Raw genomic sequence first — 22,162 nt, 5'->3', positions numbered from 1 at the left:
CTTCGCCAGTAAGGCCTTTACCAGCTTGAAGTTCAGCTAATGCTTTGTTGAAGTCGAAAGATTGAGTCATGTGTCACTCCTGTTTTCTTAATAATACTGAAATGACACAGATTTCTAAACACTACCTGCATTTACTATGCAGGGGTTGATACCTTTATTGGCAAATATACTTGTGCACTTAAACCGCCTTCTGGGCGGTTTTCTAGTTTTACTTTACCGTCGTGTATATCAACAATGCGTTTAATAATGGCAAGGCCTAAGCCACTACCTTCACTGCCACGTGCAGCATCGCCTTGCTTAAAGGGCTCAAACACAGACTCTAATTCGTTTTCAGGGATCCCAGGACCACTATCGTTTACAGCGATAACTACATATTTTTTGTTTGAATTAAAGTAACTAAGTACTTCAATATCGCCCTCAGAATAACGCAGCGCATTACCAATCATGTTGGTAATTACACGTTTAATAGCCACAGAGCTTAAGGGTATATTGCCTATATTTGGATTACTTTTAAACGTAATAGTACGTTGATGCTGAAGCTCAGAATTTACAACCTCGGCAACTAAAGCATTTATATCTTCGCAACTTAGCTCTTCACGTTTATGGTGGCGTAAATACTCAATAAACTGATCGATAATCCCGTTCATATCTTCTATATCGTAAATAATACCTTCACGAAGATAGTCGTCTTCATCAACCATCATTTCGGTGGCTAAACGGATACGCGTAAGCGGCGTACGTAAATCATGCGATACACCAGCCATTAGTAAACGGCGGTCGTTTTCAAGTGCGGCAATTCCGCGCGACATTTGATTAAACGCGCGCGTTACTTCTATTACTTCTGTTGAGCCTTCTTCTTCTAATTTGGTAGAAAAATCGCCTTTACCTACTTTTACTGCAGCTTGTTGCAGTGCTTTTAATGGCCTATTAAGGTGCCTTGCAAACAACCACCCACCCAGCACACTTAAAAAGCCAATACTTGATAAGTAAAAAGTTAAAAACTCTAAGTTATTCTCTTTAAAGCCTTTAAGCGGTACTTTTACCCAATAACCTGGCGCTTGCGGTGCTTCAACCCAATAAATCAATGGATCAGTTTGGCTAATACGTACACGAGAATAACCACCAAGTTGCTCAGTCATGCTACGCGATAGCATAGAATATTCGCGGCTTTGCCCAAGCCCTTGACGCATCGCTTCGCGCTGAGTCATCACTTCAATGCCGGTAATTTCAAAAAACTTCGCAGATACTTCGTCGTTTATTTCAACGCCATCTTCCCAGTCAATAAATACCGTTTTAATTTGCTTAGCAAGCATCAAGTTAACTTGCTCAATAGTTGGTTTTACAACATAAAAACTAACCGTAACATAAGACACTATTTGATTTATTAGCAACAAAGCCGCCACTAAAAAAACAGTTTGCCCAAAAGCACTGCGCGGAAACATGCCCATAAATATTACTTTCCACCGTCGGGAACAAACACATACCCCAAACCCCAAACGGTTTGAATATATCGCGGATTAGCAGCATCTACTTCAATCATGCGGCGAAGTCGCGACACTTGCACATCAATACTTCGCTCAAGCGCACTGTAATCACGCCCACGCGCTAAGTTCATTAGCTTATCGCGGCTAAGTGGCTCACGCGGATGCGAAACAAGCGCTTTGAGCACTGCAAACTCACCACTGGTAAGCGATATTGTTTTATCCCCTTCACTCATTTCGCGCGTTGCTAAATTAAGCGTAAATTTACCAAAAGCGATTAAGTTTTCTTCAGCAGCAGGAGCACCTGGCACTTCTTTTGCGCGGCGGCGTAAAATTGCTTTTATGCGAGCAAGTAGCTCACGTGGATTAAATGGTTTTGGAATGTAATCGTCAGCGCCAAGTTCAAGACCAATAATACGGTCTACTTCGTCGCCCTTTGCAGTAAGCATAACAATAGGAATTTCATTTTCTTTTTGGCGTAGTCGGCGGCAAATAGATAAGCCATCCTCGCCTGGAAGCATTAAATCGAGAACCATTAAGTGAAAGTTTTCACGCTCTAGGAGTCTATCCATTTGCTCCGAGTTTCCTGCGGTTCTAACAATAAAGCCTTGCTCTACTAAGTAACGTTCAAGCAAACTGCGTAAGCGCATATCGTCATCAACAACTAATACTTTTGTGGTCTCGTGTCCCATAATCTCTTTCTTATTTTTATATCCAATTACTAGTTAATATAAATGAAAAACTTAATAATCAAAAACTAATTACTTGCTTAGATTGTTACTGAACATTTCAAAGCTTCCTTACTCGTACTTTATTACATTTTACGCTCGACAAGTTTTGGCAAATTTAATAACGTGCACACCATTAGAGTTAATAAAGAATTGGCCATGAAAACAAATTTAGTTACCCGCGAAGGTTACTTGCAATTACAACAAGAACACGATCAACTATGGAACGTTAAACGCCCAGAAGTAACAAAAATAGTTAGCTGGGCAGCCAGCCTCGGAGATCGCTCTGAGAACGCAGACTAACTTTTATAACCCCAGAAAACATACTATGCATACAAAGTTCACATTAAAAACAACAACTTATAAATAGTACACGTACTATTTTAATGTACTCTTCAACTTAGTAAAGATGGAACATTAAACTCAATTGTTGCACCTGATATCCAGGAGTCCAAAACCTCCTCATTTGTTAAATGAAACCAGTTAAAGCAATCTTCATTAAATTCCCTACAAAAAAAAGCCTCCATTTCTGATACTCTAATATTTTCAGGCAATCTACGAGTGTAAACAGCAGAGTAATTCTTTCTTTTTATTAAGTCTAAATACTCTTCTATTCTCTTTGTTAAAAGTTTATCAGATATGTAACTGGGGATATTTCTGTTATATAAATATGCACTTAAATTTCTTGCTTCTTTGTATACAACATAGCTAATAATCGGTAATGAATAATTTTTGGCAAGGTACTGTAAAAGATTCCCAAAACGGAGTGATTTTTGCACTGTAACTTTAAAGTCACAACAAGCGTCTTCTATAATCAACAGGATGTTGTATATCCTATTTTTTTCCAATAGTTCTTGAATCTCCTCTACATCATTCTTACTAACTTTGCGAGCGCAAATATCATCATATAACCTCTTAGTTAATTCGCTAACTGAGCTATATTCCTCAGAGTAGCGTAAGTACAATCCAAAGGAGTTGATGAATGAAGTCGAATAAGTTGGCAATTCAGATACAATATTATCTTCGCGAATAAATAGATGCAAACAAGCGCCTAGAAAAGATCTTATAGATTCACGACCTTGAGCTTGAGCCTCCCTAAAGTCATGCTCAGTGATGCGGACTAAAAAACCTTTGGAAATTAAGCTTTTCATCATTCTTTTTTCTGCTTCTTCGCAACCGAGAGTTTCTGAATGAGCATCGTAATGATGCTTAATCGGCGCCTTATTGCCATCATTAAACCGTGTAAGTAGAAGAAATAAATATAGTTTTTCGATATATGTTAAACAAGAAATTGCACTTTCAGACTTTAGCCTCTGCTCAATATACTCACCTAACTTTTCTATTGTTAATTTTCCATCTTTTAAATAGCACTCAACAAGGCAACTTTTACACACATATCGCTCAGACTCAAACTGCTCAATGCACTCTTTACGAGTAGAAAATAGTTTTTTTTTATTGCAGCTATCGCAGTTAAATGCTGAATGAACATTGGTACAGCTACTTTTACTTTTTATTATTGACAAAGGCTTATCTAGTTTGCTTTTAAATTCTTTAAATACATTTTGAGCATTATTTGCAAATTTAATATTCTCACCTTTCTCTAATTCCCAAAATTGATTTATTAGTTCAACTTCAGCTTCACTAACCGCTTGTTCATAACAAATATAAGCGTAATTTTTCATTTTTTTTCCAGACAAAGAAAGCCTAAAGAATTGGCTTCAATTAGTTTATTAGTAATTTATTACTATTCTAAATGTAAAACACCTAAATTCAAACAAAGTTAACAATATACATTTTTACTTTCATTTTTATAAACTAAGACTGAACTATTACATCTATAACTTGCTTTTATGCTATGGCTGGGTGCAACAGTATTCCCTATTACAGCAAATTAAGTAGAGAATGATATGGGTATCATGATGTGTCTGGGTTTAAACGAAAATGTTTAATTAGTCATTAGAAATTCGATAAACAAAATAACGTAAGTGCATAGCTAAATGAATTTAAAAAATTCCTGAGGAAAATTTGAAACTTATGCTCAAACGCGTTGGCTACAGTATAATATTCTGAGTATCAATGTATGAGTAAACGCTATTAAAGCAGTATTTATTTGAACCTGTTATATGTAGTAGCTCAGAGACATCAACTTGAGAAAGTTAATTCGTTGTTCCTCCGCTTACAGATAGTTATATAATTTAACTACCTTGCATACAAATACTTCTGAAAACCAATAAACGTATCGCGTATCGCTGTCGGTGATCCAAACTCAATGGCGGCGTCGTTAATGGTGTTGTATTTAAGCTCTACTAAACTGCGCATTTTTTTAGGTGCGAGTTCTTGCACGCCATCTTCAATGTATTTACTTAATATAAAGTTTATAAACTCTTGTTGTTTATAATCGCTAAAAGCAGAGTTTATTTTAGGTTTTGCTTGTTGAGCTCGTTCAGTGCGTGTTTGTGCCTCTGAGGCATACGCTACGTAGGATAAAACATCGTATACATCGCAGTCTTGTGCATCAATTACGGCTTTCATACTATCGAGTTTTTCGCTATCGTAGCCCGCTTCGGTTAAATCTTCTAATAGCTTTTCGCGAGTGGTTGGATCGCTCCAGATTTCGCGTAGTTGGTCTTCATTTTCAAAAAAGCGCGGTAAGTCGTCAAACATACGTTCAACAAATTCTTTTGCTGTAATGGGCTTGCCTTCAGCACTCCAGTACATTGCTGAGGAAATATGCTTAATTTGTCGTGTACGGCCGTCTGAGAGCTTTATTTCAAGCTTTTCACATACACATGGTCTTTCGCCACATTTATCACAGCCTTCAGGCTCTGGTTTTTCACAAATACATAGTTTTTGTTCACACACCTTGCACGGTTTCTTTTCACCGGCTCCATCCCCGCCAGTGTCTTCACATTGGCATGGAGTTGTGCCGCACTCTGAGCATACTTCGCTGGGTATTGGCTCGCCATCCCAAGCAGGGTCGGCAAAGTTATGGTGCGCTTTTACAAAGTCGTAAATTGTAAAGTAGTCTTTGCCATCGTATGTGCGAGTGCCTCGCCCTATTATCTGCTTAAACTCAATCATATTCTTACAAGGGCGCATAAGCACAATATTGCGTACATTACGTGCATCTACACCGGTAGAGAGTTTGCGTGAGGTGGTTAAAATTGTCGGAATGGTTTTTTCGTTATCACAGAAGGTTTTTAAATCATTTTCACCCGCGACACCATCGTTAGCGGTGACACGAACACAATAGTTAGTGTTGGTAGTCCAGCCTTTTTTAACTGCGTACTGATTAATAAAATCGCGTACCATACCGGCATGAACTTGTGTTGCACAAAACACGATGGTTTTTTCTTTAGGATTAAAGTGATCCATCCAATAGTGCACACGGCGCTCTTCGCGCTGAGGTATGGTAATAATACGGTTAAAGTCACCTTCTTTATATAGTTTACCAGGCTCAGGATCGCCTTTTACAACAACACCATCTCCCTCTATGTACTTGTACTCATCCATAGTGCCAACAATGGGTAACACTTTAAATGGCGTTAAAAAACCATCGTTAATGCCTTCTTTTAATGTGTAGCTGTAAACGGGTTCGCCAAAGTAACCATAGGTATCAGCGTTATCGGTACGCTTTGGTGTGGCAGTTAAGCCTAGCTGAACTGCGGGTTCAAAGTGTTTAAGAATATCGCGCCAAGCACTTTCATCATTCGCGCCACCACGGTGACATTCATCAATAATAATTAAATCAAAAAAATCAGCTGGGTATTGTTCGTAATACGGGTTTTCTGCCTTTTTGAGTGGCGCATTTTCATCTTCTTCTGTTGTGGCTTCTTTTAATTCAGTTTTAGGCCCACACATAAGAGTATGAAAAATTGTAAAAAATACGCTAGCATTTTTCGGCACACCGCCTCGTTTACGTATATCTTCAGGGGTGATACGCACAATGGCATCATCACCAAACGAATAAAAATCGTTAAACGCCTGATTAGCTAATATATTACGGTCGGCCAAAAATAAAATACGGGGGCGCTTTTTAGCAAGGCTAACGTCTTTTTGTGCAGTTAAGCTCCAACGAGTTTTAAATAACTTCCATGCGGTTTGAAAGCCAATACAGGTTTTACCTGTACCTGTGGCCAATGTTAGCAGGATGCGATTTTTACCTTGGGCAATGGCTTCAAGAGCATTATGAATGGCGTTTTCTTGATAATAACGCGGTGCCCAATCGCCTTTGGCCTCAAAGGGAATAGTAGAGAACGCATCACGCCAAGCTGTCGTATAATCCGCTTCTGGTGCATCGCCTTTTTGCTCAAAGGTTAACTCCCAAAGCGCTTGGGGAGACATATATTCATCTACCAGCGTCTCAATACCTGTGAGCATATCAATCTGGTAAATCTCATGGCCGTTGGTGGCATATGCAATACGGCATTGCAGGCGTTGTGCATAGTCTTTCGCTTGGCGCACACCTTCGCTATAAGTCAGGCTTTCTTTTTTAGCTTCGACTGCGGCAAGCTTACGGCCTTTGTACACCAGCACATAATCACAAGGCACTTTATTAGCGCGTTTACCACCGGCCATAATTTGGCCAGGGCAAATCAGTTCACGGCGAATAAAGCTGTTATCAACCTCACCCCAACCGGCAGTGACTAATTTAGGATCGATTAAATCCGCGCGTGTATCTGCTTCGTTACGCATCCTTGCTTGTGACATTAGGCCACCGCTCCTTTGTTTGTATCAACCTCAAGCGTTTTCGTTAACTCACCTGAAAAGGCTTTTTGCAGGATGGATTTTTTGAGTTCGTCGAGTGAACTCAATTTGTCCGTATAAATTCTCTCTAAATCAACAGTTTCTAGATTGAATTGTGAAATGCGATCAACCAATTCTTGTTGATCGCCCGATAGAGGAATAGACAACTTAAGATCAAGAACATCGTGACGAGATATTCCAGGTATAGCTGCACCATTTGCAAGTGATTGAAAATAATCAAACTGCATACTTAAAAACCAGTAAAGTAAATCACCAACAGCATTTGTGGGACGAACAGCCATTAGCTGTCGACTTATTGCTAACTCACCAGCAGACATAATATTTACCTTACCTACACCTGACCCTTTTACTGTTATTAAAATATCTCCCTTGATCGCAGTTCTTTTAGGATGTTCAGTCCACTTAGTAACAGTTGGATTTATAACTCCAAAGTCAGATGGCCCAGTTAAATATCCAATGCCCCTTTGTTCATTATTATAATTTTTAGCATCAATATGCTGACCCGAAATGAGATTGCAGAGTTCGCTTAATTTATAAAAGCCCCACCCCTCACCACGCTGGCTAAACACTTGCTGCAAGTAGCTTTCAAACAGCTCGCGGGCGTTTTTGAGGTTTTGCTCGGTCTTGGCGCGGGCTTGTTCTATATCGGCAAAGGCTTGATCGAGAATGGCGACGATGCGTTTTTGTTCGGGGACAGAAATTAAAGGGAAAGGTGCAGATTTATAATCTTTAAAATATATATGAGGAATCGTACTTCCTGTTCTATATTCCTCAAAATCTAAAGACTCTAGAAAATATTTGATAAAACGTAAGTCAAAGCCTTCCTTTGGTAATAGGTATTGCATTGTAGCTAATACAGATGACTTTGCAGGATGCACTGAAACACGACCAATCCCTGCACCGTCTTTAATTATTGCTATGTAGTCATTTTCTTGTTGGTAGAAAGAAATATTCTGTATATAGCCCTTAGCACCGAAAACTGGATAAGGTCCATCATCTTCTTTTATTTTACCGTGTGAAATATTGGAGGAGCCTTTAGTAACAGCATCTTCCAGTACTCCATACCTCCAATCTGTATTCGTAGAAAGAGCCATCACAACAACTCCTGAATCTTACTCAGAATCGCTTCACTCTCTTTATCCAGCGCAATAATTTCTTCAATGATGGCTTGCGGTTCACGCAGGGGCGCTTCTTCTGCTTGGTTGGGGTTTTTAACCGATAAATCCCAAGTTGCATCATCTAGTTCAGACGTCGCCAATGACCAAGACTTAGCACTGTCTTCAAAGCCCTTTTGTAGCTCGATAAATTCTTTTAAATCGTTATCGTTTAATGGGTTCGTTTTACCTAAACTACGGCCAGGGTCTAGCTGATAGAACCATGTTTTTTGTGTTGGTTCCCCTTTAGTGAAAAACAACACCACAGTTTTTACCCCTGCGCCTAAGAAGGTTTTCGCTGGGCAATCTAGCACGGTGTGTAAGTTGCAGTTTTCTAATAGCTCTTTACGCAAGGCAATGGCGGCGTTATCGGTATTCGATAAGAAAGTGTTTTTAATAACAATAGCGGCACGGCCACCAGGCTTGAGCATTTTGATAAAGTGCTGCAAAAACAAGAAGGCAGTTTCACCGGTCTTAATCGGGAAGTTTTGCTGAACTTCTTTACGCTCTTTACCGCCAAATGGCGGGTTAGCCAATACAATGTCGTGCTGGTTGGTTGGGGTAATGTCTTGTAGGTTTTCGCCCAGCGTATTGGTGTGGATAACGTTAGGCGCTTCGATGCCATGTAGAATCATGTTCATAATGGCGATAACGTACGCTAACGACTTTTTCTCTTTGGCGTAAAAGGTGTTTTCTTGCAAAGTTTTTAAGTCGCTGGTTGAAAGCTGCTTTTTACTGGCACCGCCTTGGCGAAGGTAGTCATAAGCTTCACATAAGAAACCTGCCGAGCCTGCTGCACCATCGTATATGGTTTCGCCTATTTGTGGCTGTAATATGTCTATCATGGCGCGGATTAATGGGCGTGGTGTGTAGTATTCTCCCCCGTTGCGGCCAGCGTTGCCCATGTTTTTAATTTTTACTTCGTACAGGTGTGAAAGCTCATGCTTTTCTTCTTGTGAGCGAAAGCGTAATTCGTCTACTTTTTCGAGCGCATCACGCAGTGAGTAGCCACTTTGAATTTTATTTTTGATCTCGCTAAAGATTTCACCAATTTTATATTCAATGGTGTCAGGGCCTTTGGCACGTAGTTTAAAGCCTTTAAGATAGGGGAAAAGCTCGCCATCAACAAAATCCATTAAGTCGCTGCCGGTTAAGGCGTTATCGTGATCAAACTCATCATTAGCGGTTTTAGGCGCAGCCCAAGAACTCCAGCGGTACTTCTCATCGATAATGTATTGGTAGTCTTCTGCCATCAATTCGGCTTCTTGAGACTTAGTAAACTCTAAATCATCAAGGTATTTTAAAAATAGCATCCACGACGATTGCTCGGTGTAGTCTAGTTCGCTAGAGCAGCCTGCGTCTTTATGAAAAATGTCGTCGATGTTTTTAAAGGTTTGTTCGAACATGTAAATTAAGTCCTTGTTAGCCAGTGAGTTTGAGATGATTTTTTTGCTTAAAGCAACTCACTCGCTTATTTATATTCCTGAGGTAATAGTGATTAATATACCCTAATTAATTAAAAAATTAATAATATATTAGTACCAAGTAGTTTTTGGTTAATCTAGGTCAATTTTATACTTTTGCCTTGCCGGTAGTATCTCTTCAAACTCGCAATTTAATGCGTTTACTAATTTATATAAGGTTTCGAGTTTAATATTAACATTACCTCTTTCCATTTTTCCGTAATTACCGCGCTCTATACCGACATAGGCGGCAAAACCTTCTTGCGAGTAGCCTGCTTCTTTGCGTTTTTCTCGTAGCTTTTCACCAAAATGTTTAACTAAATCACTCACCTGGTTTTCCTCAAGGCAAAATGATTAGATTTTCATGTTGAGGGCTTAACTACCACGCCCTATAATACCCATTATTATAAGAAGTTTATTAGGATTTACTTTGAAATTTGACCCTCTCGTAGCTCAAATTATTGTTGCACCAAATTTTGATAACTTTACAACAAGCGATGTACGCTCGGCGTACTTAGCATTAAAAAGTGATTCTTCTTTGGTACCTACAGCAGTTAGGCGAAGTATATATGCCGAATTGATCAAGCTTGTTAAAAAAGGCTGGCTGAAAAAAATGGTATCAAATAAAAAAGGATTTACGCGATTCAATAAAACAGAAAGCTTTAACGTTGAGGTAATTACTCAGCTAGCTAGTGCAATACCTATTGGAACTACAGAAAAGGCAGATGATAAGCACGCGCTATTACTTAGTAAGTTAAATCATTATAAAGCCGAGCTATTATTGAATATGGGGGAATCTGAGGCATACAAAGAGCTTTATTTGGAGTCACCCGAATTAGTAGATGAACTTCAGCCACAATACAACAAAGCGAGAGACAACAATACAAGAATACTTGGCAAGATTAGAGCGATTGAAGGCTTAATGAAGCAAAACGAAGCATTAGAGAAAATATGAAACTAAGACTATGGCAAGCCGAGTGTATTAATTTAGCGCTTACACAATACCAGAGCGGCAATAGCCACTTTTTAGCCTTGGCAACTCCTGGGGCGGGTAAAACCTTAATGGCTTCGGAATTAGCTAACCAGTTATTAAAAAATAATATGGTCGATGTGATTATTTGTTTTTCACCGTCGTCTATTGTTTCTCAAGACTTTAAGGAAAGCTTACAGCTAAAAACGAATGAACGATTTGATGGGCTTATTGGCGCTAAAGGTAGAGCTTTAACCTATCAAAGCTTACAGTATTTAGATGTGCACTTTTGGCAGTTATTTGAACGATATCGTGTTTTTGTAATATTTGATGAAATTCATCATTGTGCTGGCTCTAATATTGCCAATGCAAATGCATGGGGTGAGCAGATAATACTTAACATTCAAAATAAAGCACAGTATACATTAGCCTTAACAGGCACCCCTTGGCGTTCTGACGCTGCTCCTATTGTTCTTTCATCGTATCAGCAACCTAACAATAAAATAGCGTGTGACTACGTTTACGGGCTTTCTGAGGCTATTGGAGATAATGTTTGTCGGGTTCCACAAATAGTAGCTGTTGATAATAGCCATATTACAGTTGTAGATGACGTTGAAACCAAAACATTTAACTGCTTTAAAGCGTTATTAAACGACTCTAGCGTTTCTTATCAAGAGGTTATTGAAAATGAAGCGGTGATAAAATACATGATTTCTTCAGCTCAAAAGAAGCTGGCTTCAATCAGATTGAAAAACCCCGATGCAGCGGGGTTGATTGTTGCATCGTCTGTTGAGCATGCCCATCAAATCTCTATGTTAATGCGAACTCACTTTGACGAGGATAGCACTGTTGTAACCTACCGAGAAAATGAACCTACAAGTATTATTCAGCAGTTTAGGTATGCACAAACTAAGTGGATTATTTCTGTTGGTATGATTAGCGAAGGTACAAATATCCCTCGTTTGCAGGTTTGCTGCCACCTTACAAACATAAAAACAGAAATGCATTATCGCCAAATATTGGGCCGTATACTGAGGGTAACAAACTCTAAAAACCAAGAAGCTATTATGTACATGCCTGCCGAACCTAAGCTTTTAGAGTACGCGTATAGAGTTAATCAAGATGTTCCATTTGAAGCTGATGTAGTTAAGTTTGAAAAGATGAAAGCTACTGCTGAAGAACCTACTGAAGATGAAGGTTTAAGTGAAATGACCTTTAATAAGAAAAATAAAAAAACCTCCAAAGCTCAGTTTGATTTTGATAACTTTGCTGACTTTTTTGATCAGCCAGTTATGAGCAATAGACCTGAAGCGACAGAGGAACATTTTTTAACCGGTGCCTATGAGCGAATTATTAATATATCAGGCCGTTTTCAACAAGAAGCGATCGCTTTAGGGTTAAGTGAATTGCGGTAAATACGCTAGAATTTACCTCAAGTAGACCTCTACAGGTAACATCAATTTCAGTTACACGAGGAAATATAACTTAATTTAAGGTGTTGCTATGTATAGCTTCTCTGAAATTCATAAAAAAATAGACTTTATAGAGATTTTAACCAATAGAAAGATCAGTGAAAGTTCAAGTCACCTAGAGCAAATTAACTTTATACATCAAGGTGTATATATCAAAAATGCTGAGCGTCTAAGGATAGAGTTAGGCTGGGATATACGAGCATTTTCTTCAGCTATTAGAACTAGCAAGAGCTCATATGTACGCTATAAAAAAGAATTAAAGCCCTTAAATACCACTTTAAGTGAAAATGCATTTGAAATTGCAAAAGTCTGCTCTTTTTGTCTTGATTACTTTGAAAATATAGAACGTTTTAATATTTGGTTAAATACCTCGTCACTCCAATTCGACTCTAAAAAACCTTTAACATTTATAGATACAATAGCTGGCCGTGAATTAATTAAAAATACCGTAAACAGGCTCAAATATGGCTATAACGCCTAAGAGTAAAGTGTCTTAGGACGTAAAGCGCACGATCAACAGACTGCCAACATGAAACCAAGTTCTATCCTTTTCTTAACTTAACAAGAAGCTATCACTTTAGAGATTAAAACGTTGATTTGAGCTTATTAATGACTCAATTTTCTCTGATAGTCGCATTTGTGCCATGAGCGGACGGTGATGACGCCGCACTAAGCGGACGGTGATGACGCCGCACTAAGCGGACTAAAACAGTGGGTTATAATGTGTAGTGAAGCGAAACCTAATCCACTGTTTTAGTTCCGCTTAAGTGCCTTGTATGCACTAGTACGGAGGATAAAATGACCAAGGGCTTTTATGATCATGACTTTCTTCTCGCCTACATTGCTCAATCACTTTATTTCTTAATTCTTCGTAATTATCTTTTAAACTGTATATGCAAAGAAGCAGAGATAAATTAAGTAAAGTTCCACCAATAGTTTGGAAGTTTGTACTTCCGTGTAAAGATTGATTTCTCCATGAATATATAAGGTCAAATGGGTCTTGAGAATCATCTAAGCTTGAAATATGAACTCTGAATTCTTGCAAAAGTACCTTGAGTTCAGAATCTGCGATTTCATCATACACAAGATTTAAAACATCTCTGATGCTGGAGCATTGCGCACCAATTTTATAAGGTCTCGGTTTTCCAGCACGATTTTTTACTTGAAAAGTAGACTTAACCGTCCCATCCATATTTAAGTATGTTGAACTTACTCGTTTTAGAGTCGATTCAAGTAATGGGAAACCGATATAAGCCAATATTAGAGATGAGTCATATAGGAAGTATCTAGCATGATGCGGAATTTTTTGTTCAGATTCGTATTGTAACTGCTGCTCTTCTGATGATCTGGCTGGCTTCTTACAATTTACAAGTGAAGCTCTGATTGAAGCCTGAAACAATGACTTCATTTCATGTTCTTCATTACTAAAGTATTCAGAGCGACTACCTACGAGAACTTCAGCACACCATGACCATAACCCAAAGTGATCATCTACAACGATTGTATTTAATCCTGGGAGTAGTAACACTTTAGATAAACCAAGAATTGAAGCCAATAAAGCCTGATGATCCAACTCGTGGAACCTGACTCCATTTGCAAAAAGTCTATATTTTTCAGAATTAGCACCGATTGCCATACCACCATCAGGTGTTTTAACAGATGAACACCACTGCTCACATAAACTTTTTATTTCCTCTGGGGTGGTTGCCATATAGTTTCCTTCATGCTGAATTAATGATCCAATAGAGTGCTAACACTTTAGTATTTATGCGACACGCAGTTTGTGTTGCATAATCGCTTGTTGGACTGAGGCGCTACCTGCTCGGTGTGTCAGAGTTGGTGTTGTTTATGCTATGGGAATTTGCTTTTTAGAGGCTCTAGCTAAATCAGCTAATTTAATAAGCTTACCTATTATAATTTAAGCTTTCCCTGCATTGCTCAGCGTTTATTATCTATTCATTAAACCGAATGTTTAACCGTTAAGCAAGGATATTTTTCGCTCGCACAGTCGCTATTAGCCTGAGCAATTAAGCAGGTTAACTTATTGATTTGATGCAGCAAGCAAGGCTGCTAACTCGTTCGCGCTATTTTATTTGTCGCCTCATCTAAATTCATCACACCAATAAATCGTAAGGTACCCGTCTTGCATGACTGGCAAGACCAATGGGGTATTAATCGTTCTTGCTCTACCTTCGGCTTCACCGCTTTGCATGGGGTTGCTGATACTTGAGCCTTTATTAACTCTAACTTTCGCTTGTGACACGCATTAGCTAAAAAGCCATAGTGGCGAATGCGCATAAACCCTTTGGGCAATACATGTTGTAAGTAGCGCCGTAAAAATTCATCACAACTCAGAGTCATGACTTTATCGCGGTTGTTATCTGCATAATCGCGGTATTTAAAGCTCACTGTTTCTTCAGTCGCTGACACTAATCGTGATTCTGACATCACGCCTTTTCGGGTATAACGAGCAAGGTAACTAACTAGCTTTTCACTGTACGTTAAACAGGCTTTGCTATAAACACACCATTTGGTTGGTGTGCTTACCTTCGCGAATGAACTATCGCATTCATTGAGCGCCGCGAGCATTTTCCCTCTAAACACTGTTGATAATGCTTTAACGGGGTATAAATAGCCTTTTTCTATTTCATGCCAGTGCGCTTTATCAAGCGCGCCTGCGGGTATCAAGCAATGCAGGTGAATATGCTGACTTAAGTTCTGCCCCCACGTATGCAGTACGCTTGTCATGCCTAACTGGCCATGCCTCTTTCGTTTCGCAAATTTACACAGCGTTTGCCATGCGGCTTTAAATAAACAGTGATATAACGCGTTTGGGTTGTAGTGCGCAATGATATTTAACTCATGCGGGAGCGTAAAAACAAGGTGGAAATACCGACACGGTAATAAATCTTCCTGCTGTTTTTGCACCCATTTAGCCGTAGCCATCCCTTGGCAACGTGGGCAATGACGGTCTCGACAACTACACCCAATTTGTTGTACTTCACTACAGTTATCACATTGCCATGCTTGATAACCGAGCTGCCCCGTTCTGCATGATTGAAGGTGTTGGCAGACTCGTAACTGTTGATAACTCATTATGTGGTGCTGCCGATAATTCCCAAGGCCAGAATTTAAAATATCAGCGAGGTGCAAGCCGCTCATTGGTTTCCCCAACTTGCGAGTAAATCAATGCCACCATGCCCTAATTCAGGTAACCAGTGTAAGTAACTTTGCGTGGTTCTAATGTCACTGTGACCAAGCTGATGTTGAAGTTGATGAAGCGGCATCCCTAACTCAAGTTGATGTGTTGCATAAGCATGGCGTAATACATGTGGATTACAGTGCTTTAAACCACACATTTGTGCATGTTTTTTCAATGCCTTTCTGAAGCTTGAGGGTGACATGGGTTTATCCATTAACCATCGTGAATAAAACATCCAGCCCGTTGGGTGATACATTTTCCAATAGCAACGTAATTGATTTAGCACGCTATCTGATACAACAACATAGCGTGACTTATCTCCTTTACCATGTTCAATTAAAATGGTTTTACGCTGTCCATCGATGTCTTGCACTTTGATGCGCAGCAGTTCGCCAATACGCAAACCACATCCATAACACACCACTATCAATGTTTTTAAGCGCATATCCGTGCAACTTTCTATAAGTCGTCGAATATCATCACGCGATAAATAAGTAGGTGCCCGAGGTTTTGCTTTAGGCAAGGCTATGTCTAAGTTCAGTGGGCGGTGTAAAATATTCTTAAACAAAAACCAAATGCTGTTTATTTGTATTTTTTGACTCGCTCTGGAGAGCTTGCGAATGGCGGGATCTTTAAAAAAGATATTCAGCTCATCATCAGTAATTAAATCGAGTGGTTTATTAAAATAATGGCTGAGTTTAAGTAAATGCTCGCAGTAACTTTTACAGGTACTTTGTGAATAACCACGGTAGGCTATTTCAGTTTTGACTTGTTCAATGAGTATATTCATGACTTACCTCCAAATATGGGATAACCCCAAGGTAAGTGTGGCTCAAATGGTCAGAATAGGATCTCCGCGTAGCGGCTTAGTTCAACAACTTTATCAGAGGACACTTTCCCTTTTTTAGCGCGAAAACGTCCTTATTTAATGAACTTATATTAATAGCAAATAGCGTAAATTATTGCCAACAATAAATATTACTCTTCCTACTGCCAATATAAACATGTAAAAAAGAGGAAAGTTTCCTCTATTCTTACTAAATTAATGACTACTCACCTCAATGACCGCTCATCGCTCATACCCGAATTCTTTTGTAGCGAGCTAAGCTTAAAACTCCATAAACACCGGAGTACAACTAATGCACCAGTTAACTATATATCAGCCTAAAGAGCCTTGGAATAAAAATAAGCTTGTAGGACAAAAGTTACCTCTAAAATTACAGCAAATATGGGCTATCCGAATACGACTGGAACTTTTTCATAAAATAAGAGATCTAGCACTATTTAACCTAGCCATAGATAGCAAACTAAGAGGGTGTGATTTAGTTTCACTAAAAGTTAATGACATTGCACATGGTAAAGCAATCCAATCACGGGCAATAGTCGTTCAAAAAAAGACTGGTATGCCTGTTCAATTTGAAATTACTGGAAATACAAGGAAATCAATTGTGGCGCTCATAGAGCAATTTACTCTCAATTCTTATGATTACTTGTTTAAGTCACGAATTCATTCCTCTGAACACCTTTCAACCCGTCAATATGGACGTATAGTTGACTCTTGGGTCACCTCAATTGGGTTAGATAAGACTCAATATGGCACTCATTCAATGAGACGTACCAAACCATCACTAATTTACAAAAAAACTAAAAATTTAAGAGCCTGTCAGCTTCTACTTGGCCATAGAAAACTAGAGAGCACTGTCAGGTACTTGGGAATAGAAGTTGATGATGCGTTAGAAGTATCAGAACAGATCGATGCTTAAATTTGAACCTAAGCCAGACTCGAAGTTAGAGTCTGGCACGTGCCCAGACTGTGTGAAAACTAATTTTTAATAAATTGTCTTGGGTATGTTCTTAGTTTGAAACCATTTAAGATGGTTGCGATCGATTTTTTCTCAGTATCGCAATTTTCTCCGCGCGAGCGAAACTGCTATGGCAACGCTACTCTAATTGCTTTACTTAGGCCGTTAACTCCCATAATTGTTATCATTCTTCTGAAGTTGTAAGCTAGGACATGAAGACTTATTTCTGTCCCCACGCTTTTTAAACCTCGTGTTAGTAAGTGGGTAGCTCCCATCCAGAGTTTAATTGTGCCAAAGGGGTGCTCAACAGTTTGCTTGCGATGAAGCATCAATTCAGGTTCATTCTTTAGCTTTTGAAGCATTTCTTCTGTCAGAATCTCATGCACCCACCGCCTTATTCGCCTAGGGTCTTTTTTAGAGTTAGTGCACTGACTTCTTATTTTACAATCTCGACAAGCAATGTGATTGAAGTAAACATCAAGGTATTTACCTTGCTCAAATACCTGCATTCGATTTTGAAGTTCATTACCAGCGGGGCATAAGTAAATATCTTTATTTGCATCGTATTTGAAGAGTGAGCGGTTAAATATCCCTTTCTTTTCAGAGGACGATGTATCCGTCTTGGGCATGATTGGCTCTGCACCCAAATCGATAGTATCTTTTATATCGGGCTGACTGAAGTAACCTTTATCTGCTAATACCCTTATATCTTCCTTGCGCAATGCTTTTTGTGCGAGTTTTGTCATTGACGCAAGCTGGCCTCTATCTGGCACGTTGGTCACCTCATGCGCCACTATAAGGTGGTGCTTGGTATCAACCGCACTTTGCACGTTATAACTCACAACTCTTGTAAAACCTTGAGTTTTCATTAAACGTGAATCAGGATCAGTAGTGGATATTTGCTTGTCAGGATGAGCTTCAACTTGTTCTTTAATCTCGTGTAGTTTTTTTAACTGGCTGCGAAAGTCAGCTAGCCTATCTTTTGTGGCTTTAATTTTTGTGACGTTAGCTTGCTCTTTATCGGCTTCATCAAGTAATTCAAGGTAACGTTCAATATTCTTTTCGACTCGGTCGATGTGGAATTTAACTTTGCTTGGCGTAAAATTATTGCCTTTGTTGTTGCTAGCTTTAAACTTACTACCATCGATGGCAACAACTGGTTTCTCAAACATATTCAGACGACGGCAGACTTCAACAAACGTTTTGCACACATTTTTTATACCATCTCCGTTGTCTTTTCTAAAATCAGCAATCGTTTTAAAGTCGGGTGCCAACTTACCAAGTAGCCACATCAGTTCAATATTGCGTTGGCATTCGGTTTCTAATCGGCGGGATGATTGAATACGGTTGAGGTAACCATAAAGATACAGTTTTAATAATGTGGCTGGATGATACTTAGGGCGGCCTGTGGACTTTAAAGTTAACCCTTTAAACTCCAATTCAGCTAGATTTAGTTCCTCAATGAAAACATCAATCACTCTGACCGTATTATCTTCACTGACGTAGTCTTCCAACGATTCTGGAAATAACGTTGATTGGTCACGACTTTCACCGCTTATAAACTTTGACATACTGCCTCAACCCTCAACTGAATCAATAGTCTAATTATATAAATATCAGTATATTAAGTGAACTAAATGTATAGATTAATAGATCATAAGCAGAACATACTTAGACCAAAAGGTGATCAGAGTTTTCACACAGTCTGTGCCATAATCCGACCTTGAGACACATAGAGATTAAGACTGCAAAGATACGAAAGCGGAAGTTAGCTTTGGCCTGTTTAACGACAAATATTCCGACAAAGCAGTCATGACTATTAGTTTATTGTTAAATCTAATCTTTCTTTTCGTTCATCTACTCAATAACCCCACGCTAAACGTGACTTTAGCGTGGGGTTAGAGTTCACAGTAATTTTATCTGGATAGCTCTTTTATTTTTTTCTCTGAAAACCAGCGATATAAAACAGGTAAAACAAATAATGTTAACAGTGTTGCAGTTACCAAGCCGCCAACAATAACACTCGCTAATGGGCGCTGTATTTCTGCACCAACACCATTAGACATTAACATCGGTATCAAACCTAAAGCTGATGTTATAGCAGTCATAAGTACAGGTCTTAATCTTGAAGTAGCGCCTTCAAAAACGGCTTTAGATGCTTCTAGACCGTCTTTAATACGTTGGTTGATACTTTCTACCATAACGACCCCATTCAATACCGCTACACCAAATAAGGTAATAAAGCCAACGGAGCTTGGTACAGACAAGTATTGTCCAGATAAATATAAGGAGAAAACTCCGCCAATTACAGCAAGCGGCACGTTGACCAATATCAGCATAGCTTGACCAACAGAACCAAAGGCAAAGTAAAGTAGTAGTGCGATTAGTGCTAACGATAAAGGTACAACTATAGCTAACCTATTTTGAGCACGTTTTTGACTTTCGAACTGGCCGCCAATCGAAACAGAATAACCTGAAGGTAAGTCAACCTTTTCAGCAATTACCGTTCTGATATCGGCAACCACGCTTCCCATATCTCGATTTTGTACATTTGCTTGGATAACGACTCTTCGTTGTACATCATCGCGTCTAACTTGTGGTGGGCCTGACTCAAATGAGACTGAGGCTACGTCACCCAGCCGCACCCAAGCACCAGTAGGTGATTGAAGCCGAATATCAGCAATAGCTTCTTTGTTACTTCGGTACTCTTCCTCTATGCGAACGTAAATATCATAACGTTCATTACCATTGATTATTTGTCCGGCTTCAACACCACCAATACCATCACGCACAACCTCCATTATGTCACTCACAGACAATCCAAAGCGTGATAGTTCTTGCCTGTTAGGACTTATCACCAATTGCGCTTCACCAGCAATTTGCTCCAATGCAACATCCCTTGCACCTTCAATGTTTTTAATTGCTGTTTCTATTTCTTGACCTTTAGCCGCCAGTACCTCAAGTTCAGGCCCAAACAACTTTATCGCCAACTGAGCCTTAACACCAGATAGTAGCTCATCGACACGAGTCGCAATAGGTTGAGAAAAGTTGAGTAGCAACCCAGGGAATTCTTCTAAAGATCTCTCCATTTTTCCTTGAAGTTCATATCGATTAGATGCACTGGTCCACTCAGAAACAGGCTTCAACCCTATGTAAATTTCGATGTTATTCACAGGCTCTGGGTCTCCACCTATTTCTGCTCGACCAATTCGGCTTAATGCATAGGTTACTTCAGGGAAAGCCATTAGTTTTTCTTCTAGAATTGGTGCCACAGTGAGCGCGGTATCTAAACTGGAAGAAGGTGCAAGCGTTGCTCTTAAGTTTATCGTCCCTTCTTCTAACTCAGGTACAAATTCAGTACCAATTAATGGAACTAATGCAAAGGCAGAGAAAACTAATATAAGTGCGGCTGAAATGACTAATTTGGTGCGTTTTAGTGCGAATGTAAGCCCTTTTCTGTAGAGTTTGTCTAATGGCCTAAGAACAAAGCTTTCCCTCTCTTTTACACCTGACTTAAATAAATAAGTAGCTAAAGCGGGTACAACAAACAACGCAACCACAATAGCAGATATAACAGCTAAAATGATGCTTATTGCCATAGGTTGAAATAACTTTGCCTCAACACCTTCAAAGCTAAATAAAGGCGTAAATACGACTAAAATAATAGAAGCTGCAAAAAATACGGGACGAGCCACTTCTTTACCCGCATTTTGAAGACGTAACTTAATACCATGCTCATCTTGTTCTACATCATGTGGATCAGTATCAGCACTAGGCACTCTTTCTTTTACAGTTTTTAAATGGGTAGAGTCTGGTCTATTTAAATGCTTAAACATGTTTTCAACCATCACGACTGAACCATCAACTAGCATACCAATGGCTACGGCAATGCCACCCAATGACATAAGGTTTGCAGAAATGCCCCACCAAGCCATGATCATTAACGCGATACCAATTGAAATTGGAATAGATATTAGGACAAGGAAGGTTGCACGTATATTCATTAAAAATAGTGCTAATACAATACAGATGAAAATAAATGCTAGTAATAGTGCATCAACTACTGTATCAACGGCTTTTTCAATCAAATCAGCCTGATCATAAAATGGTTCAAAGCGAACACCTTTAGGCAATGCTTGATTAATCAATGGGATTCTTGCATTGATACCATCAATGGTGGCTTTAGTATTAGACCCCATGCGTTTTAAGACAATGCCAGAGACAACTTCACCTAAATTTTCGACTTTACCGTCTTCGGTTTTGCGCGTCATTGTGACAGCACCTTGACGAATTTCACTGCCCATTTCAACTTTAGCAATATCCGAAACCGTCACAACTGTCCCATCAACTGTTTTGACGGGAACTTGTTTGATATTACTAATACCAGCGTCACCACTTTCAAACCAACCTGCACCTCTAATAACAAGCTGCTCTTGCCCACGGTTCATATACCATCCGCCAACATTGGCATTGTTGTTATCTAGGGCACCAACAACGTCTTCTTGCGTTAGGTTATAAGAAAGAAGCTTAGATGGATCTACATTTACTTGGTACTGCCTAACAATACCTCCAAAGGAGAGTACATCAGTAACACCATCGACAGGCATAACGAGTAATTTTACTACCCAATCATTGAGACTCCTGAGTGCCATAGCATCATAGCCTGCATCTTTATCTGAAATAAGAAGGTACTGAAATACTTGGCCTAGCCCTGAGGTGTTTGGCCCCATTTCGGGTGTGCCGACACCTTCTGGTATCAGTTCTTTTGCGGCTTGAAGACGCTCAAATACAAGTTGTCTTGCAAAGTAAATGTCGGTGCCTTCTTTGAAAACAACCGTGACGCCAGACAAGCCTGTTTTAGAAATTGAGCGCACTTGTTCTACATCAGGTAAGGCATACATGACCGCTTCAATGGGGTACGTAATGAGTTGTTCAACTTCTTCAGCAGCTAGTCCTGGCGCTTCAGTATTTACAGCAACTTGAACATTAGTAACATCAGGAAAGGCATCTAAATTTAGTTTTGGTATAACCATAATTGCGCCGACAATTGTGGCAAACAGCGCAATCAAAATCAGGAGTCTATTATTAACAGACCAATCTATTATTTTATTAAACATAGTCTT

16 protein-coding genes and 1 pseudogene are annotated in these 22,162 nt (G+C 39.3%); 5 read left to right on the top strand and 12 right to left on the bottom strand.

What is annotated here, in order from left to right; genetic code table 11:
* Positions 1–134: 134 nt before the first annotated feature.
* The gene (gene envZ / locus H4J63_RS09375) at positions 135–1,448 is read right to left on the bottom strand and encodes a two-component system sensor histidine kinase EnvZ (protein ID WP_024604498.1); all 1,314 of its coding nucleotides are present in this window, start codon (positions 1,446–1,448) and stop codon (positions 135–137) included.
* Between the two features lie 5 nt (positions 1,449–1,453).
* Positions 1,454–2,173, bottom strand: a complete 720-nt coding sequence (gene ompR, locus H4J63_RS09370; RefSeq protein ID WP_024604499.1) for a two-component system response regulator OmpR — start codon at positions 2,171–2,173, stop codon at positions 1,454–1,456.
* 195 nt (positions 2,174–2,368) lie between these two features.
* Here ompR and H4J63_RS09365 point away from each other — a divergent pair.
* Positions 2,369–2,509: pseudogene (locus tag H4J63_RS09365) on the top strand (transcription elongation factor GreB); the annotation flags it as partial.
* A gap of 95 nt (positions 2,510–2,604) precedes the next feature.
* On the opposite strand, the gene H4J63_RS09360 reads toward H4J63_RS09365, so the two are convergent.
* From H4J63_RS09360 to H4J63_RS09340, 5 genes are all read right to left on the bottom strand, one after another.
* Entirely contained in the window at positions 2,605–3,891 is a 1,287-nt protein-coding gene (locus H4J63_RS09360) for a hypothetical protein (RefSeq protein WP_182196146.1), read from the bottom strand.
* 517 nt (positions 3,892–4,408) lie between these two features.
* The gene (hsdR, locus tag H4J63_RS09355; RefSeq protein ID WP_182196143.1) at positions 4,409–6,919 is read right to left on the bottom strand and encodes an EcoAI/FtnUII family type I restriction enzme subunit R; all 2,511 of its coding nucleotides are present in this window, start codon (positions 6,917–6,919) and stop codon (positions 4,409–4,411) included.
* On the bottom strand, positions 6,919–8,070 hold the full coding sequence (locus H4J63_RS09350; RefSeq protein ID WP_259365596.1) for a restriction endonuclease subunit S: 1,152 nt from the start codon (positions 8,068–8,070) through the stop codon (positions 6,919–6,921). The genes hsdR and H4J63_RS09350 overlap by 1 nt, the downstream gene beginning before the upstream one ends.
* Positions 8,070–9,536: an N-6 DNA methylase gene (locus H4J63_RS09345; RefSeq protein WP_182196138.1), complete on the bottom strand. Its 1,467-nt coding sequence runs from the start codon at positions 9,534–9,536 to the stop codon at positions 8,070–8,072. Before H4J63_RS09345 ends, H4J63_RS09350 begins: the two co-directional genes overlap by 1 nt.
* Before the next feature lie 150 nt (positions 9,537–9,686).
* Complete coding sequence (locus H4J63_RS09340) at positions 9,687–9,923, bottom strand: helix-turn-helix domain-containing protein (protein WP_004588153.1); 237 nt, start codon at positions 9,921–9,923, stop codon at positions 9,687–9,689.
* 100 nt (positions 9,924–10,023) lie between these two features.
* Between H4J63_RS09340 and H4J63_RS09335 the strand changes: the two genes are divergently transcribed.
* The 3 genes from H4J63_RS09335 to H4J63_RS09325 all read left to right on the top strand — a co-directional run bounded on the left by H4J63_RS09335 (position 10,024) and on the right by H4J63_RS09325 (position 12,516).
* Positions 10,024–10,548 (top strand): hypothetical protein, encoded by a 525-nt coding sequence (locus H4J63_RS09335; RefSeq protein ID WP_039490532.1) that lies wholly within the window; start codon positions 10,024–10,026, stop codon positions 10,546–10,548.
* On the top strand, positions 10,545–11,978 hold the full coding sequence (locus tag H4J63_RS09330; RefSeq protein ID WP_182196135.1) for a DEAD/DEAH box helicase: 1,434 nt from the start codon (positions 10,545–10,547) through the stop codon (positions 11,976–11,978). Before H4J63_RS09335 ends, H4J63_RS09330 begins: the two co-directional genes overlap by 4 nt.
* 88 nt (positions 11,979–12,066) lie before the next feature.
* Entirely contained in the window at positions 12,067–12,516 is a 450-nt protein-coding gene (locus tag H4J63_RS09325) for an antitoxin Xre/MbcA/ParS toxin-binding domain-containing protein (protein WP_182196133.1), read from the top strand.
* 300 nt (positions 12,517–12,816) lie between these two features.
* Here the strand turns inward: H4J63_RS09325 and H4J63_RS09320 are convergent, their stop codons facing one another.
* The 3 genes from H4J63_RS09320 to H4J63_RS09310 all read right to left on the bottom strand — a co-directional run bounded on the left by H4J63_RS09320 (position 12,817) and on the right by H4J63_RS09310 (position 16,027).
* Positions 12,817–13,746, bottom strand: coding sequence for a hypothetical protein (locus H4J63_RS09320; protein WP_004589485.1), 930 nt, complete (start codon positions 13,744–13,746; stop codon positions 12,817–12,819).
* A 359-nt stretch (positions 13,747–14,105) separates the two neighbouring features.
* Entirely contained in the window at positions 14,106–15,197 is a 1,092-nt protein-coding gene (locus H4J63_RS09315; RefSeq protein ID WP_182196131.1) for an IS91 family transposase, read from the bottom strand.
* Complete coding sequence (locus tag H4J63_RS09310; protein ID WP_182196129.1) at positions 15,194–16,027, bottom strand: tyrosine-type recombinase/integrase; 834 nt, start codon at positions 16,025–16,027, stop codon at positions 15,194–15,196. The genes H4J63_RS09315 and H4J63_RS09310 overlap by 4 nt, the downstream gene beginning before the upstream one ends.
* A gap of 349 nt (positions 16,028–16,376) precedes the next feature.
* Between H4J63_RS09310 and H4J63_RS09305 the strand changes: the two genes are divergently transcribed.
* Positions 16,377–17,000, top strand: a complete 624-nt coding sequence (locus H4J63_RS09305) for a tyrosine-type recombinase/integrase (protein WP_004589486.1) — start codon at positions 16,377–16,379, stop codon at positions 16,998–17,000.
* 167 nt (positions 17,001–17,167) lie between these two features.
* Here the strand turns inward: H4J63_RS09305 and H4J63_RS09300 are convergent, their stop codons facing one another.
* Together H4J63_RS09300 and H4J63_RS09295 are read right to left on the bottom strand one after the other, a co-directional pair.
* Positions 17,168–18,610, bottom strand: a complete 1,443-nt coding sequence (locus tag H4J63_RS09300) for an IS1182 family transposase (RefSeq protein WP_004589456.1) — start codon at positions 18,608–18,610, stop codon at positions 17,168–17,170.
* 345 nt (positions 18,611–18,955) lie between these two features.
* A complete protein-coding gene (locus H4J63_RS09295; RefSeq protein WP_004588883.1) occupies positions 18,956–22,156 on the bottom strand; it encodes an efflux RND transporter permease subunit in 3,201 nt (1,066 codons plus the stop codon).
* Positions 22,157–22,162 lie beyond the last annotated feature (6 nt).

This window comes from Pseudoalteromonas sp. 5Ae-yellow (assembly GCF_014077565.1).
Classification (GTDB): Bacteria; Pseudomonadota; Gammaproteobacteria; order Enterobacterales; family Alteromonadaceae; genus Pseudoalteromonas.
The sequence above is the reverse complement of the archived record's forward strand: the minus strand, read 5'-3'. Positions and strand labels throughout refer to the sequence as shown.

Coding starts and splice junctions, on each gene's coding strand:
- envZ (WP_024604498.1), bottom strand. CDS start 1,448: ATGGGCATGTTTCCGCGCAGTGCTTTTGGGCAAACTGTTTTTTTAGTG.
- ompR (WP_024604499.1), bottom strand. CDS start 2,173: ATGGGACACGAGACCACAAAAGTATTAGTTGTTGATGACGATATGCGC.
- H4J63_RS09360 (WP_182196146.1), bottom strand. CDS start 3,891: ATGAAAAATTACGCTTATATTTGTTATGAACAAGCGGTTAGTGAAGCT.
- hsdR (WP_182196143.1), bottom strand. CDS start 6,919: ATGTCACAAGCAAGGATGCGTAACGAAGCAGATACACGCGCGGATTTA.
- H4J63_RS09350 (WP_259365596.1), bottom strand. CDS start 8,070: ATGGCTCTTTCTACGAATACAGATTGGAGGTATGGAGTACTGGAAGAT.
- H4J63_RS09345 (WP_182196138.1), bottom strand. CDS start 9,536: ATGTTCGAACAAACCTTTAAAAACATCGACGACATTTTTCATAAAGAC.
- H4J63_RS09330 (WP_182196135.1), top strand. CDS start 10,545: ATGAAACTAAGACTATGGCAAGCCGAGTGTATTAATTTAGCGCTTACA.
- H4J63_RS09325 (WP_182196133.1), top strand. CDS start 12,067: ATGTATAGCTTCTCTGAAATTCATAAAAAAATAGACTTTATAGAGATT.
- H4J63_RS09320 (WP_004589485.1), bottom strand. CDS start 13,746: ATGGCAACCACCCCAGAGGAAATAAAAAGTTTATGTGAGCAGTGGTGT.
- H4J63_RS09315 (WP_182196131.1), bottom strand. CDS start 15,197: ATGAGCGGCTTGCACCTCGCTGATATTTTAAATTCTGGCCTTGGGAAT.
- H4J63_RS09310 (WP_182196129.1), bottom strand. CDS start 16,027: ATGAATATACTCATTGAACAAGTCAAAACTGAAATAGCCTACCGTGGT.
- H4J63_RS09305 (WP_004589486.1), top strand. CDS start 16,377: ATGCACCAGTTAACTATATATCAGCCTAAAGAGCCTTGGAATAAAAAT.
- H4J63_RS09300 (WP_004589456.1), bottom strand. CDS start 18,610: ATGTCAAAGTTTATAAGCGGTGAAAGTCGTGACCAATCAACGTTATTT.
- H4J63_RS09295 (WP_004588883.1), bottom strand. CDS start 22,156: ATGTTTAATAAAATAATAGATTGGTCTGTTAATAATAGACTCCTGATT.